Here is a 15,488-nt window from a genome sequence, read left to right as displayed (position 1 = left end):
GCAATTTAGTGATATTTTTTAATCTGCATCAAAGCAATTTAGAGCAACAAAGATAAGAAGATTTGAATAGGCATTGAAGTGACAAAAAAAGCAGAGCTATTGGCTCTGCTTTTTTTTGTAATACATTGATAAATAAAATTAATTACTAATTACCAAAATACAGCATAAAGCACACAGAGGATGATCATAATGATATAAGAAGCAATATTGAACCCACTTTGGGTTTTAAATGTTGCATCAGTTAATACAATCGCCCCTACGCTATCATCACTTTTCGTTGAGGTTAAGCTGACCAAACCAATAACAACCGCGGTGAAAATAAAGGTATACATCATTTGGTCAAGGAATGGCATTCCTAGTGGCATTAATTTTAGGAATAAAGCAAAAGGAATAGAGAGTACAACCCCTATAATTGCCCCTTTGGCATTAGTTTTCTTCCAAAATAGTCCTAACAAGAATACAGCTAAGATACCAGGACTCACTAAACCTGTGTACTCTTGGATATATTGGAATGCCTGATCAATGCCCCCTAACAGTGGCGCAATAAAGCAAGCAATAATCAATGCAATCACCGCACTAATACGTCCCACATTAACTAAGCGGGTTTCTGAGGATTTTGGCCCAATATATTCTTTATAAATATCCATCGTGAAAATAGTCGCGATAGAGTTAAGCATGGAAGCTAAAGAAGAAACGATAGCTGCTGCCAGTGCTGCAAACACAACCCCTTTAGCCCCAATAGGTAAGAATTGTGTTAACCAAGGATAGGCTTTATCCGCTTGTGCTAAGGTTGGGATATGCTCCTGTGCCATTGTTCCTAATCCTGCCATCAGCGTAGGATCGGTTGTGATAACAAAAGCTGCGATCCCCGGCACAACAACTAAAATAGGCACAATCAGTTTTAAGAAAGCGGCAAACACTAAACCTTTTTGCGCTTCATTAATAGATTTAGCGGCTAAAGCACACTGAATAATGTATTGGTTAAAGCCCCAGTAATAGAGGTTAGCAACCCATAGCCCACCGATTAGCACAGCAATTCCTGGCAAATTCATAAATTGTGGGTTTTCTTTTGCTAAGATCATTTTAAAGTGATCTGGCGCGGCGGCTGTCATCTTACTTAAGCCTTCCATTATTCCGCCATCACCACCGATATAGCTAACAGCAAGTACGGTGGTGAAAAGTCCACCGAGGATCAGGAAGAAAACTTGTACAACATCCGTCCATGCAACCGCTGAAAGTCCACCGTAAAGCGAGTAGATAACCGCAAATAGTGCCAGACCAATAATGGCATACATCATCGGCACACCAAGAATGGTTTCTAACGCCAATGATCCCAAATACAATACAGATGTTAAGTTAACGAAAATAAAGAGTGCTAACCAGAATACGGCGAGGATCGTCTTTAAATTACGACTTTTAAAACGATTCTCAACAAATTCAGGAATGGTATAAATGCCTTTTTCAATAAAAATAGGTAAAAAGTATTTAGCAACAATGATTAACGTCAATGCTGCCATCCATTCATAAGATGCAATAGCAAGACCTATCGAAAATCCTGAGCCAGACATACCAATGAATTGCTCAGCTGAGATATTAGCAGCAATAAGAGAAGAACCAATCGCCCACCAAGGCAGTGTTTTACCCGCGAGGAAGTAATCCTTTGTTCCTTTTTTAGCTCCATCTTTTGAACGAGAAACCCATAATCCAAGGCTAATAATAATGATGACATAGAGGGCAAAGATTGCATAATCTATTGTGCTTAATCCAACACCTTCTGTATGCATAATATTTTCCTTTCAGACCCATAGAGAGAAGAGAATATTAATGTAAACGTTTCCACCTGCTTTTTCCGTTACTCCGTTCACAATTTTATCGCCTATGTTAAAAATCGGATCGATAAAGCACATAACAAACGATTACCTTAACTAATAAATCAACAAAATTCGCTGATTTCACTTTATGCTCTTTTAATTGAGAAAAAAGTTATCGCTAAAAATAAAAAAAATAGAGAGAGTTTGATAACGGTTACAATAAATAACCAGATAATAATAAGAATATTTTTAAGTGATAAAACAGATAAAAAAGGCGCTTAAATAAACTGTTATAAACTTCTGAGCCTATTATCAGAAGTTTATAACATGTTTAAAGTATAATGGATGATTAAGAAAGGTGGCTTAAATTATAAACGGAGTTGCGCTGAACCAGAGTGGGTGAGTAAATACGCTGCTTTTGGGTTAAAGCTTCCCCTTGAGAAAGCTTTAACGCTAATGTTGCTGCTTGCTCTGCCATCATATGTATCGGATAACGCACCGTAGTTAGTCGAGGATGAATATAACGAGCGATAAGTACATCATCAAAGCCAATCACTGAAATTTTTTCAGGAACAGGGATCTCATTTTCATCAAGCACCGATAATGCCCCTGCAGCCATAAAGTCGTTATAGGTGACCACTGCTGTAAAATCTATCGACTTGGTTAATAGACGCATCATCGCTTGCTCTCCCCCTTCGCCTTCTGGCTCGCCATATTCGACATAGCTTTCAGGCAAACTAATATTATAAGCTGCTAAAGCAGCTTTATATCCCGCAAGCCTTTGGCTGGTATCTTCAATATGGTGAGTGGATGAGATATAGGCGATTTGAGTATGACCCTGACGAATAAGATGTTCGGTGGCAATCCATGCCCCTTTATAGTTATCTAAGGCGACACAACGTTCCGCAATTTCTGGGATAAAACGGTTAATTAATACCATGCTATTAACTTCATTGGCATAAGCTAACAACTCTTCATCAGAAAGTGCCTTAGAGTGGATCACTAAACCATCACAACGGCTGTTGATCAATAGTTCAATAGATTGGCGTTCATCTTGCGCATCATGGTAACCATTACACACCAGAATATGTTTTCCCGCTTTTCTGGCAATATTATCGACCGCTTTGACCAAGGTCCCAAAAAAGGGATCGGATACGTCATGCACCAAAACACCTAATGTTTGGGTACTTTGACTGACCAGTGCTCGCGCAGCAGCATTGGGGCGATAACCTAATTTTTGCATTGCCGAATTGACAATCTCTATCGATGCTCGGCTCGCTTTTGGTGAGTTATTAATGACCCGAGATACCGTAGCAACAGAAACACCCGCTTCTTTTGCCACATCCTTGATAGTTGCCATATCCACCTCATAAATAACTCTTATTCTGCATTAAAAACCTTGTGTCATTAATCGATGGCTAAGAAAAAGAGTAAGTTATAAAACAAGTGGCATGATTATCAGTGAAGATAAGAAATTTAAAAAGTAAAATGATCAAATAAACAGTAAAAAAGGAAAGCGTTTACACTTTCCTTTATCTATTACTGATAAAATTTATATATTGTTTGGCTATGCCACGGAGTATTTGCAGCTAAAATACCTTGGTTCTCACCCCATTCAGGATGATTCGGCCCATCAGGAAAATATTGTGTCTCTAAAGCCAGCCCCGAATAATTACCATAACGACGAGTTTTTCCTTTACTCTGTGCCAAAAAATTTCCTGTATAAAACTGTATAGAAGGCATGGTAGTAAAAACATCCATTTTAAGCTCACCTTCAGGGGCAATAACTGTGGCAATCGATGCTTTATCTGCTATTTTTTGTTTGTCTAAAATAAACGCATGATCATAGCCATTAGCGGCTTTTTGACATTCATCTCGCATAAAATCGATGCCGATACGTTTTAATTGGCGAAAATCGAATCCCGTCCCAGTCACATCGACAATTTCCCCTGTAGGAATATTACCCGCGCCATTTTTTAAGTAGTGAGAAGCGTGGATAACTAAATCATGTTCAAGAGCCGTTCGCTGAGTATGCTCCCCAGCTAAATTAAAATAGGCATGATTAGTTAAACTCAACGCTGTCGTTTTATCACTAATGGCCTGATAATTAATATGAACTTCATTATCATCCGTTAATGCATATGTCACACTGGCTTCGACAGTACCGGGAAATCCTTGTTCACCATCTGCAGATAGCAAGCTTAAAGTGACCGACTGTGTGGATTGCGCCACAATAGTCCAGCGACGATGGCTAAAATTTTGTTTACCACCATGTAGCGTATTGTTGCCTTCATTAGCAACAAGGCGATACTCAGTTCCGGCGATGGTGAATTTAGCCCCAGCAATACGATTAGCAAAACGCCCTACCGTTGCGCCAAAATAGGCCGTTTGCTGTTGATGGGCTTTCATATCTGCAGATCCTAAAAGCACATCGCGACGATAGCCATTAACAGGGACAATACAACTTAACCATGTCGCACCAATATCCATAATGGAGATAGACATACCAAAACGGTTTGTTAAAATCACGACTTGAGCAGGCAAACCATCAAAAGCGGCTTGTGTGGTCATCTGTTCAGGCTTAAAAAAACGGTTTTCATTTAATGCCATTAGTTATCTCCAGATAGCCCGCCCCTTGGCTTGCAGAGCAGACATAAATAGTTTCTTTTAAACCTGTTTGGGTTTTATATTGGGCTTCAACCGCTTGTGTCACTTTTGCAACTAAATCAGGAGTCACCAGCGCCACCACACAGCCGCCAAAACCTCCGCCAGTCATTCTAACGCCACCTTGCGAACCAATCACTGATTTAACAATTTCTACCAGTGTATCCACTTCGTTAACGGTTATTTCAAAGTCATCACGCATAGAGATATGTGATTGTGCCATCAACTCACTAAGTTTAGTAAGATCGCCTTGTTTTAACGCCTCAGCCGCTTGTAAAGTACGCTCATTTTCGGTGATCACATGACGAGCACGTCGATATACTTTATCATTCATCAGTGCCTTTTTCGCTTGCAATTGCGCTAAGGTCGCATCTCGTAATGCAGTAACATTTAATATTTTTGCCGCTTCCTCACACTGTTGACGACGCGTATTATATTCGCTATCGACTAACCCTCTTTTTTTATTTGAGTTAATAATCATCACTACCGCACTTTCTGGCATTTTTACCGCCGTAGTGGCTAATGAACGACAATCAATTAATAGTGCATGGCTCTCTTCACCACATGCAGAAATAAGCTGATCCATAATACCGCAATTGCATCCAACAAATTGGTTTTCTGCTTTTTGACCGTTAAGGGCAATTTCTTTTTGACTAATAGGAAGTTGATAAAGTGTTTTTACTGTTTGTCCTATAGCCACTTCTAATGCAGCTGAAGAGCTTAAGCCAGCCCCTTGAGGCACATTACCTGTAATGGCAATATCCATACCCTGAAATACATATTTGGCTTGTTGTAAAAAATGAATAACGCCACGAATATAGTTAGCCCACATTTTATTAGGTAAAAACTCAATGGGATGTTCGAGAGAGAATTGATCTTGCGCATTCTGATAATCAACCGCAATCACACGAATAAGATTATCATCTCGTTTGGCGGCAGCAACTACCATTTGATAATCAATGGCACAAGGAAGAACAAAACCATCGTTATAATCAGTATGCTCACCAATCAGATTAACTCTGCCTGGAGCTTGAATAAAATGTGTTGGGGCATAACCAAAAATAGAGGTAAAAGAATGAGTCACATTATTAATCAGTGCCTGCATAATAAATCCTTAACTTAAAATTAAGTAATAACAACCTGTTACATCAATATAATAGTGATGCATCCTAGGCTAGGTAGTGATTTAAAAAGCGTCCGCCATCAACCCGTTAAGCTAATTTTCTTGCTCTTTATAATGGATATCGCTTACTTGGCGTAAATTATAAGCAGCTTGCTCTGGCGTTAAGTCGCGTTGCGATTCAGCCAACATTTCATAACCCACCATAAATTTACGTACTGTCGCAGAGCGTAATAACGGCGGATAATACAGGGCATGTAATTGCCAATGCTCAATGCTTTCGCCCTCTTTAAAAGAAGGTGCAAAATGCCATCCCATTGAATAAGGAAATGAACAATGAAATAGATTATCGTAACGACTGGTTAATTTTTTTATTGCCAAGGCTAAATCATCACGTTGTTCAGCCGTTAATTCACTCATTCTGCGAATATGGCTTTTTGGTAATAGCATGGTTTCATAAGGCCATGATGCCCAATAAGGCACGACAGCTAACCAGTATTTAGTTTCAACCACGGTTCGACTACCGTCTTCAGATTCAGCTTTAACATAATCCATTAATAGATTACGGCCATATTGATTAAAATAGTCTTTTAATTGGCTATCTTTGCGTGCTAATTCATTAGGTAAAAAATCACTCGCCCATATTTGCCCATGAGGATGAGGTTGAGAGCACCCCATTGTTTCACCTTTATTTTCAAATACTTGTACCCATAGATACTCTTTGCTTAGCGCTTCTATTTGGTTATCCCAAGTATCAATGATTTTACGTAGGCTACTAATAGGTAATTCGGGAATAGTTTTACTATGATCGGGGGAAAAACAAACAACACGACTGATCCCTCTCACCGCTTGAGTCTGGAAGAGTGGATTATCGGATACCTCAACACTATATTGGTCTGTCAATAATGCAGAGTGATCGTTATTAAAAACATAAGTGCCTGTGTAATCAGGATTTTTATCACCCGAAACTCGGGTATTCCCTGGGCACAGATAACAATGTGGATCATAAGAGGGAAGTGTCGCTATCTGAGGTTTTTCATCTTTGCCATTCCATGGTCGTTTTGCTCTATGGGGTGAAACTAATATCCACTGCCCAGTCAAAGGGTTATAACGACGATGAGGATGCTCAACGGGATCAAAAATCAGTTTTGACATAATCTTCTCTCTTATTTATTAAAGATTATCTGATAGCGTTTTTATGATCTATTTCAGATAACCGTTAGGATTTTGTGATTGCCAACGCCAAGCATCGGCTGCCATATCATCAATAGAGCGAATGGCTTTCCAGTGTAAGTCTTTTTCTGCTTTGGCAGGACTTGACCAACATTGTGCGATATCTCCTGGGCGACGTGGCTGAATTTCATAAGGGATTGCTTTACCACTGGCTTTACGAAATGCTTCAATCATTTCAATCACACTGGTGCCATTCCCTGTGCCTAGGTTATAGATATGTAACCCTGCTTTTTCTCCTAACGCATTTAAGGCGGCAATATGACCATCAGCTAAATCCATAACATGGATATAGTCACGTACACCAGTACCGTCTTTTGTTGGGTAATCATCACCAAATACCGCGACTTTTTCACGACGACCTATCGCAACTTGCGAGATATAAGGCGTTAAATTATTAGGAATACCCTTAGGATCTTCCCCCATAGTGCCAGATGGATGAGCACCTACTGGATTGAAGTAGCGCAGTAAACTGATAGACCAACTCTCATCTGCAATATAGAGATCAGACAAAATACGCTCGACCATATATTTACTGGTGCCATAAGGATTGGTAGTGCCACCAACAGGTGACTCTTCAGTAATAGGCACAGTTTGAGGATCACCATAAACCGTGGCTGATGAGCTGAAAATAATACTTTTTACGCCCGCATCACGCATACAACGAACTAACACCAAAGTACCGTTAACATTGTTGTCATAGTATTCGATGGGCTTTTCAACAGATTCACCTACCGCTTTTAATCCAGCGAAATGGATCACTGATTGAATAGAGTGCTGAGTAAAAATTGTGGCCAGTCGTTTTTCGTCACGAATATCCCCCTGATAAAACAGTGGGCGTTTTCCTGTTAATGCTTCAATTCGGTTAAGTACCTCTTCATTTGCATTACTGAGGTTATCCAAAATAATAGGCGTCATGCCTGCTTCTAACATTTGCACGCATGTATGACTACCGATATATCCCATTCCACCCGTAACTAAAATTTCCACATTCACCTCTTTTGATTTATTTCAAATGAAAAGCGTCAAGCGGTTTTGTTGATTGCCTCAGAGTTTAACAAGTTCAACAAACTAATTTCGTGATCAAACCGACATTTAGTGTAAACGTTTACACGCTTTTCTTATTCCTTAATTATTTAATAAAAACGACCTAATATAACCGTATTACAGCAAATTATTGTTAATAATCGTTATATAGTTATTTTAGAGAGAACTGCCCTCTTCACCATAAAAGTAAACGATTACATTATACTGAATACTTTAATTATATGATAAAACTGATATTAATTGGTTTTTATCATACCTTATTAACATCCACGCTAATATGCTTTACAGTGAAATTAAGAGTAGCCTCAATAGATGAATTGAAGAGAAGAGAGTGTGATTTATATCTATTAGTTAATACCAATTAGGAGAACGCTATGAAACCCGTTGTAATACTTTATCAACCGCTTCCAGAAAAACTGCAACAAAAATTATCTGCCGTTGCTGAGGTAAAACAGTTTAACGCGCTCTCTCTCGATTGTGCCGATTTTAAAGCCACCCTCGCTCATGCTGAAGGATTGTTAGGTGCAGGCGGTAATATCGATAAACACTTTATTGAAAAAGCGCCAAAACTAAAAGCCGTATCAACGATTTCTGTCGGTTATGATAATGTGGATGTTGCCGCGCTCACTGAACGTCATATCAAATTGATGCATACACCTACGGTATTAACTGATACTGTCGCTGATACAATGATGGCGCTTGTTCTTGCCGTCTCTCGTCGTATTCCTGAACTAGCCGATAATATAAAACAAGGTTTATGGGTAAAAAGTATTACGCCGGATTGGTATGGTACTGATGTTCACCATAAAACCATGGGAATTATTGGTATGGGGCGTATCGGTAAAGCATTAGCACAACGCGCCCACTTCGGTTTTGATATGGATATTATTTACCATTCTCGTACTGAATATAACGATGTTAACCAGCATTTTAATGCTAAATTTTGTTCCCTAGAGATGCTTTTACAACAAGCCGATTTTGTCTGCATTACTTTACCGCTAACGCCAGAAACTCATCATCTGTTAAGCGCAAAACAGTTTGCATTAATGAAAGCTGACGCCTATTTAATTAATGCCGGACGCGGTGCCGTGGTTGATGAAAAAGCATTAATTAACGCATTAGAGCAGCAACAAATAGCTGGAGCCGGATTAGATGTGTTTGAGCAAGAGCCACTGCCAACCTCTTCACCACTTTTAACCATGAAAAATGTTGTCGCCTTACCCCATATTGGCTCTGCGACTAAAGAGACTCGCTATGCAATGGCTGAATGTGCCGTTGACAATCTGATTGCTGCATTAACCGATAATGTAAAAGAAAACTGTGTTAATTTTTAATTAAGCAAAGAATAAAAACAAAAAGGTAATAAATACAATTTATTACCTTTAAACTATCAAATAGTTAACGCTAAATTAAGCAGGATCGACGTGTATCATCACACTTAAAATCTGTGCATGCTGTTTAAGTACTCTATCATGGGCATTGACCACAATATCATGACTTTGATTGACCGTTAATTCGCCTTTAATTTCTAAATGGACATCAACTAATAAATAATCACCTGCACGACGGGTTTTTAAATCATGTACCCCTTGTACTCCTGGTGTGGTGATTAATGTATTGGTGATCTGTTCAAGTGTTTCTTCATCAGCGCCTCTATCCATGAGATCTTGCAAAGCTTGATAGGTAAAACGCCATCCCATACGGCCAACAAATAGCCCGACAATAAGTGCTGCTAGTGGGTCAAAGAATTTAAATCCAGCAAGGCTACCAATGATCCCTATTGCAACCACTAAAGAAGAGGCGGCATCTGAGCGCGCATGCCAAGCATTGGCCACTAACATACTAGAATCGACTTTTTTGGCTACAGCTAACATATAACGAAATAACCCTTCTTTAGCCGCTAATGCCAATAAAGCCACATAAAGCGCGATGCTATGAACATCAGGAATGATTGAAGGATCTAACATTTTATGGATAGCAGAAAATATCATTCCCAAACCAACAATCAATAAAATCGTCCCTAACACTAATGAAGCGGCATTCTCATAGCGAAAATGTCCATAAGGATGATCGGCATCGGGTTGCTTTTGACTGCCTTTATTCGCAATTAACACCACGAAGTCAGCAATTAAATCAGACAGTGAATGAATACCATCAGCAATTAAGCCTTGGGAATGTGAGAAGAAACCAATTGTGATTTGAAATATGGATAAAAAGATATTAACAAAAACACTGACCAATGTGCTTTTCTTGGCCGCTTTGAATTTGTCAGATTGTGTTTTCTCAGCCATATTCAACTCAATATCATCAATGTGATTATGTGTCATAATAATAATCTTATTCTGTATAAATAGCCTACCCTATTTGTTTATAACGAATAGAGTTCCATAGGTTATTTCAGGTTCCATAACTCATTGGTGAGGATAAAGGACGACTCTGAATAACAATCCTGTTTAGGGACTAAGATTGCTGTCCAAACATCATATTGAGATGCTATTAACGGTTAATATGCCATACTTTATTGATTAAGTCTCTAAAAAATTACCAATAAAATCCTATAGATACAGAACAATAATATAATTGATAATCATTCTTTTGTGCATTTTCCTCTAGATAGCTAATTAAAATACTTTTATTTTAAATATCATCTTATTTAACTCATTCCTGTCAATAAGTTAAGATTGATATAGTTTTATTCTGCCTTTTTAGCTTTTTATTTTAAAAGCACTAATTATTACTATAATATAAATAATTAAGTGATAGAATAATCATTCTCACTCTTATTTAGAACGTAGATCACAGCTATATTTTTTATATTCAGTGATAATAGAGTTATATTTTAAAACTAACGTTAAGTGAGGTTTGTAATGTACAAAAAAATTCTAGTTCCTATCGATATTCTAGAAGATGAGCTTTCTCAGGAACTGATCACTCACATTGAACAAATTGCTCAAGTTGGCAAACCCGAGATCCACTTCCTCACCGTTATTCCAAATGCAGAACTTTTCTTCGGTATTGAGTTTGCCGCTATTCCTGAAAAATTTAAAGACTCTTCAGAGCGCACTCGCCTCGCTTTTATTGCTCTGCAAGATATGATCAAAGATACGAAAATTCCCGATGAGCAAATTGTTTGCAATGTCGGTGTTGGTAATGCAAAAGATGAAATTTTAGAGTATGCACGTCAAATCGATGCAGATTTAATTGCTATTGCTTCACATCGTCCTAATGTTTCTTCCTACTTATTAGGCTCAACAGCATCATCTATTGTTCGCCATGCAAAAATGTCGGTATTAGTGATCCGTTAGTTGTAAAAAAAGCCCTTTGAAAACAAAGGGCTTTCCACTCAATAATCATTAAAGATCAATCATTATTTCTTTGTTGAATCTTTAACCTCGTCAGAAGTAGACCACACACGATATTTCACATCTACATCTTTTGGTGCATAGACAACAATAGGTAATTTGCTGTTATAGCGGATAAATGCCGCTTGCCCCATATTAGCTTGAACAAAGGCGGGTTTTTTAGTGTTATCAAGACAACCCATCATCGTAGACATTGGGCCATTTAAGTCGCTTACGATATAGTAATCATAACCCCAACCTTCGAGATCTTTTTTATCTAACTCAGCACCAAACCATTGACGATTACAATCAACCATCATCTCTTTACCCACGATCAACTCAACTTGGTAATTGCCTTCGTTTTCTTTTTGTTCTAACTCAATAACATGACGAATTTGATTTTCCTTTGCTTTAGGATAAGGAGCGACTTTTTCTAAACTATCAACCGCTTGTGCGCAAGCAGACAAAGACATCGCTGCAACCAAAGATAAAATTACTTTATTCATCATTTTCTCCATATTCACAGCGCCAAATCGCTGTTAACAAATTTTGCTTAGATATTTTTATTAGTAATCATCTTAATACTAGCATTTTATAATATAGATGCTAACACTTTAGCAGATCTCTCTCTGAGAGGATTATTCTGATAATTTTTAAAGAACTCATTCTTTTATTGATGAAATGTAAATTTGTGATGCACTAACGTGCAGATCAGCTATCTATGATTATACTGAAATAGAGATCGCAATTTCTTTCATTAGGAGGTTATATGTTCTCAGAAAGACAATCACTGGTTTCTCAGTTAAAAAATACCCATCCTCGTTTCCAAGCTCTCTATGATAAACACCATCGACTTGATCAAGAAATTGCTAAATTAGAAGGACCTAATGGCGCAGGCTACAATGATGAAGTTGCAAAACTAAAAAAAGAAAAACTCTATCTAAAAGATGAAATGCAAAAAATACTTCAACAAGCTGAGAAATAAACCGTTCTTTACTACGGCGCAAATATTATTTATCAGCGACCTGAAGCGATGACCTTTTGTCATCGCTTTTTTATGATTAAAAACAAAGTTTCCCTCCTAAAAAGATGCATAATAAATACATCTTATATAATTAAGGGCTAACAAATGGCATCTATACATGGTCATGAAGTATTACATATGATCCTTTCATCAAAAGTGGCGTTTACGCAAAGATCACTTATCGAGGCAATTCATCAACGTTTTGGGGAAGAAGCGCGCTTTCATACCTGTTCTGCTGAGAATATGACAGCGGCCGAATTAGTGGCATTTTTAGAAAAAAAAGGAAAATTTATTGCTGCTGATGGCGGTTTTACTACCAGTGAAAACAAAATTTGTCGCCATTAGTAATATCAATAAGTAGATTGCCAGTAAGCAACATGTTTGGCATGTTGTTAACTATCTATCTGATCAATAAAAGTAAGATGCTCTGGCAATCTCTGTTTAACTTAATTGGTCGTTAATCATCATTCGTTTGGAGCCAACTATCATCTTCCCAAACACTTTGAATTAACTCCATAATATGCTCATGCTTAGCTTCATCTTTTACGCCCGTGACTTGGATCGTATTCATGCTACTAAAAGCGATACGAAACTGCATATCAGGATAAATAGGAATAATTTTTTTTCTTAGTTCATGTTCTAACAGCGGAAATAGTGAGTCAGTGACATTAGATTGTTTGTTAAATAAAATTTCCACACGCATTATTTTCACCATACCAAGGCAAATAAACTGTATATAAATACAGTATTATATAATCAAAAAAAAGAAAAGTATTTTTGCAAAATTTTTTCTTTTTTTGCCTTAAAAATAGCCAATTAATTTATCATCCCAGTCATGCGTTATGATAAAATGCATTTTAAATGCAACAATAAGAAGTGAGAGTACCATGTCAGGTAAAAGAATTAATCGAGAGAAGCAAACCATCCAAAAAATGGTTGCTCTGTATGAACGAGCGCATCCTAATACCGACCCCGAGTATTATCAGCAATTAGTGACATATGCTTATAAAAGACTAGATAAATGTCGCTATGGTGAGGAAAAACCCGCCTGCAAACAATGCCCAATTCACTGCTATCAGCCAGTAAAAAGAGCAGCAATGAAACAAGTCATGCGTTGGGCGGGGCCTCGAATGCTAATTTATCATCCCTATTTAGCAATTAGGCATCTTATTGATGATAAGAAACCCGTTCCTGCATTACCGGCTAAAAAATCTAAACGTTTATCGGGAAAATAAAGTCTGCTTTTTTTAATCGGTATAATACATGTTGTGCTAAAGGGTGTGTTTTATCTAGAGATGGATGCATAAAATATTCAGACTTCTTCATACCGAGTTTTTTCATCACCCCTTCTGAGGGTAAATTGGTCACGGCGGTAAATGCCACCACTTCTTCCAGTTTCAACTGTTCAAAAGCATATTTTAATACTGTTAAGGCCGCCTCATAAGTGTACCCTTTACGCCAATGAGATTGTGCAATACGCCAACCTATTTCAACACACGGATTAAAAGGCAAAGGGGCATTAGGAATATTTAATCCAACAAAGCCAATAAGCTCTTGAGTCTCTTTTAATTCAACGGCCCAAAGTCCCCAACCATTTTGCTGAATAAATTTATCACGCAATGTATCAACCATTGCATCGCTTTCTGCGCGGGTAAGTGGTGAAGGGAAATAACGCATCACCGATGCTGAGGCGTTAATATGTAAAAAAAATGGCGCTTTATCACTTTCACGCCATTCTCGTAAACGTAATCGAGGAGTAGCCAATTCCATCATTATTCTCATTCTAATTAGTTAGGATAATAATGATAAAATAAAACAGATCATAAGTAATAAAAAGAGAATCGCTTTTATTTTTTATTTTCTTTTAGTTTACTTTCTGCAGTTACAGACTCTTTATTGGTATTAACTGTACCTTCTTTAATAGATACAACACGTTGCTGTGCAACGGCTTTAGCTTGGTGTTCAACCTGTTCAGATTGTCCAGTAAAGACACCGCCACGTTTAATTGACATACTGCCACAACGACTAGTGCCACGTAGTTCACCATGCTCTAGAATATCAAGATTGTTTGCGGCACAAATACCTTTAACAAAACCATCAATAATGATGTCTGGCGCCGTTAATTCCCCTTCAACTTGGCCCGCATGCATAACACGGATCACGCCATCTTTTACATTGATATTCCCTGAAATTTTACCCCAAATTTGAATATCACCATCAACGTTAATATCACCTTGAAATACAGTGCCTTTAGCAATAATGGTATACAATTTTTGCTCCGGCATAGGCTTTTTTTCTTCTGCCATAACTGGAGCAATAGGCTCCGCGGCTTTTGGTGTTTCTGTTTTTCGACTAAACATTGCCGTTTTTTTTAACCTCAAAGTTATAGAGTAAATAATAATGCTAAAAATTAGGATAAGGGTGATCAAAAGCTCACCAGCTATTTGATATCGCCAAAAAGCCATTAATGCACATGACCAAATAATCCATATTATGCTAAATATAATATCCCGCTGTGTTCGCTTATTATCCATAATTAGCTATATCTGAACCTCCCTGATAATAAATACACCAGCTCTACTTATTATTTTAATAAATAATTATTCAAGTCGATGGCGATAATAACGCCATATATCATCCCCAATTTTGGGCTTTGCTTTTTAGGGAAAAGGTCGATTTATAAGTAGATAAAAAAGAGATAACAATTAATTTTTTGCTAATTTATGAATAAGATGCACACTTTCCCATCCTATAATGATGATAATTTATAACACGAATTAACATATAGCTAATCGCATCTATTGATAACAACTTGATTATTCAAAAATCTTCAACAAATGGAGGAGAGCTAACAAAACAACAATAAAACCATCACAGATAAAATATGAGACATTAGTCACAAAAATAAACTACCGTCTATTTTTAAGACTAATTTCTTGATACATTACTGGCCATTTTTATGATAGACGTTAATTTTTATGTTTTCATAATGTTAAAACTATATAAAGACGAAAAAATATACTTGGGGAAAATTTATAGCAAGTTTATTTGCTTCTTTGCCATACTAAAAAAGATAATAATATATAGTGAAAATAACCTATAAAAATTACATTTTATTTTTTTTATCAAATAAATTCATTGCAAAAAACACTCATTTAATATACAAAATAAAAACATATACACAAAAATTTATTAACAACTCATATTAAACAACTTTATAGTGTTTAAAAAACACCCTTATTATGCTTTAC

Annotated in this window: 16 protein-coding genes; 5 read left to right on the top strand and 11 right to left on the bottom strand. The window is 37.2% G+C overall.

Annotation, left to right across the window (positions count from 1 at the left end):
* Positions 1 to 149: 149 nt before the first annotated feature.
* From ACYUCW_RS15195 to galE, 6 genes are all read right to left on the bottom strand, one after another.
* A complete protein-coding gene (locus ACYUCW_RS15195) occupies positions 150 to 1,784 on the bottom strand; it encodes a sodium/sugar symporter (protein WP_460408945.1) in 1,635 nt (544 codons plus the stop codon).
* Positions 1,785 to 2,160: 376 nt separating this feature from the next.
* Positions 2,161 to 3,171: a substrate-binding domain-containing protein gene (locus ACYUCW_RS15190; protein ID WP_049198782.1), complete on the bottom strand. Its 1,011-nt coding sequence runs from the start codon at positions 3,169 to 3,171 to the stop codon at positions 2,161 to 2,163.
* Positions 3,172 to 3,350: 179 nt separating this feature from the next.
* Positions 3,351 to 4,421, bottom strand: a complete 1,071-nt coding sequence (gene galM / locus ACYUCW_RS15185) for a galactose-1-epimerase (protein WP_004248505.1) — start codon at positions 4,419 to 4,421, stop codon at positions 3,351 to 3,353.
* Positions 4,408 to 5,580, bottom strand: coding sequence for a galactokinase (gene galK, locus ACYUCW_RS15180; RefSeq protein WP_004248506.1), 1,173 nt, complete (start codon positions 5,578 to 5,580; stop codon positions 4,408 to 4,410). Before galK ends, galM begins: the two co-directional genes overlap by 14 nt.
* A 111-nt stretch (positions 5,581 to 5,691) precedes the next feature.
* The gene (locus tag ACYUCW_RS15175) at positions 5,692 to 6,750 is read right to left on the bottom strand and encodes a UDP-glucose--hexose-1-phosphate uridylyltransferase (protein ID WP_004243985.1); all 1,059 of its coding nucleotides are present in this window, start codon (positions 6,748 to 6,750) and stop codon (positions 5,692 to 5,694) included.
* A 48-nt stretch (positions 6,751 to 6,798) separates the two neighbouring features.
* A complete protein-coding gene (gene galE, locus ACYUCW_RS15170; RefSeq protein WP_004248507.1) occupies positions 6,799 to 7,815 on the bottom strand; it encodes a UDP-glucose 4-epimerase GalE in 1,017 nt (338 codons plus the stop codon).
* Positions 7,816 to 8,246: 431 nt separating this feature from the next.
* Between galE and ghrB the strand changes: the two genes are divergently transcribed.
* Complete coding sequence (gene ghrB / locus ACYUCW_RS15165) at positions 8,247 to 9,206, top strand: glyoxylate/hydroxypyruvate reductase GhrB (protein ID WP_036895444.1); 960 nt, start codon at positions 8,247 to 8,249, stop codon at positions 9,204 to 9,206.
* Positions 9,207 to 9,281: 75 nt separating this feature from the next.
* Here ghrB and ACYUCW_RS15160 read toward each other — a convergent pair whose 3' ends face one another.
* Positions 9,282 to 10,199 (bottom strand): cation diffusion facilitator family transporter, encoded by a 918-nt coding sequence (locus tag ACYUCW_RS15160; RefSeq protein ID WP_004243988.1) that lies wholly within the window; start codon positions 10,197 to 10,199, stop codon positions 9,282 to 9,284.
* Positions 10,200 to 10,739: 540 nt separating this feature from the next.
* Here ACYUCW_RS15160 and ACYUCW_RS15155 point away from each other — a divergent pair.
* Positions 10,740 to 11,177 (top strand): universal stress protein, encoded by a 438-nt coding sequence (locus ACYUCW_RS15155; protein WP_004243989.1) that lies wholly within the window; start codon positions 10,740 to 10,742, stop codon positions 11,175 to 11,177.
* A gap of 62 nt (positions 11,178 to 11,239) precedes the next feature.
* Here ACYUCW_RS15155 and eco read toward each other — a convergent pair whose 3' ends face one another.
* Positions 11,240 to 11,719 carry a serine protease inhibitor ecotin gene (eco, locus tag ACYUCW_RS15150; RefSeq protein WP_004248511.1) on the bottom strand — a complete coding sequence of 160 codons (480 nt, stop codon included), beginning with the start codon at positions 11,717 to 11,719 and terminating at the stop codon, positions 11,240 to 11,242.
* A gap of 263 nt (positions 11,720 to 11,982) precedes the next feature.
* On the opposite strand from eco, the gene ACYUCW_RS15145 reads away from it, so the two are divergent.
* On the top strand, positions 11,983 to 12,198 hold the full coding sequence (locus tag ACYUCW_RS15145) for a DUF465 domain-containing protein (protein ID WP_004243991.1): 216 nt from the start codon (positions 11,983 to 11,985) through the stop codon (positions 12,196 to 12,198).
* A gap of 144 nt (positions 12,199 to 12,342) precedes the next feature.
* Complete coding sequence (locus ACYUCW_RS15140) at positions 12,343 to 12,582, top strand: YecH family metal-binding protein (RefSeq protein WP_004248513.1); 240 nt, start codon at positions 12,343 to 12,345, stop codon at positions 12,580 to 12,582.
* Positions 12,583 to 12,694: 112 nt separating this feature from the next.
* Here the strand turns inward: ACYUCW_RS15140 and ACYUCW_RS15135 are convergent, their stop codons facing one another.
* Positions 12,695 to 12,940 carry a DinI-like family protein gene (locus tag ACYUCW_RS15135; RefSeq protein WP_012368173.1) on the bottom strand — a complete coding sequence of 82 codons (246 nt, stop codon included), beginning with the start codon at positions 12,938 to 12,940 and terminating at the stop codon, positions 12,695 to 12,697.
* Positions 12,941 to 13,124: 184 nt separating this feature from the next.
* Between ACYUCW_RS15135 and ACYUCW_RS15130 the strand changes: the two genes are divergently transcribed.
* Positions 13,125 to 13,472, top strand: a complete 348-nt coding sequence (locus tag ACYUCW_RS15130; RefSeq protein ID WP_004248514.1) for a nitrous oxide-stimulated promoter family protein — start codon at positions 13,125 to 13,127, stop codon at positions 13,470 to 13,472.
* Here ACYUCW_RS15130 and ACYUCW_RS15125 read toward each other — a convergent pair.
* Positions 13,450 to 14,010 (bottom strand): GNAT family N-acetyltransferase, encoded by a 561-nt coding sequence (locus tag ACYUCW_RS15125; RefSeq protein ID WP_012368174.1) that lies wholly within the window; start codon positions 14,008 to 14,010, stop codon positions 13,450 to 13,452. The two genes, ACYUCW_RS15130 and ACYUCW_RS15125, sit on opposite strands and share 23 nt — an antisense overlap.
* Positions 14,011 to 14,084: 74 nt before the next feature.
* Complete coding sequence (locus ACYUCW_RS15120) at positions 14,085 to 14,597, bottom strand: bactofilin family protein (RefSeq protein ID WP_004248516.1); 513 nt, start codon at positions 14,595 to 14,597, stop codon at positions 14,085 to 14,087.
* Between the last annotated feature and the right edge of the window lie 891 nt (positions 14,598 to 15,488).

The organism is Proteus sp. MB838 (assembly GCF_054767435.1).
This window is presented reverse-complemented; position numbering and strand designations above follow the sequence as displayed.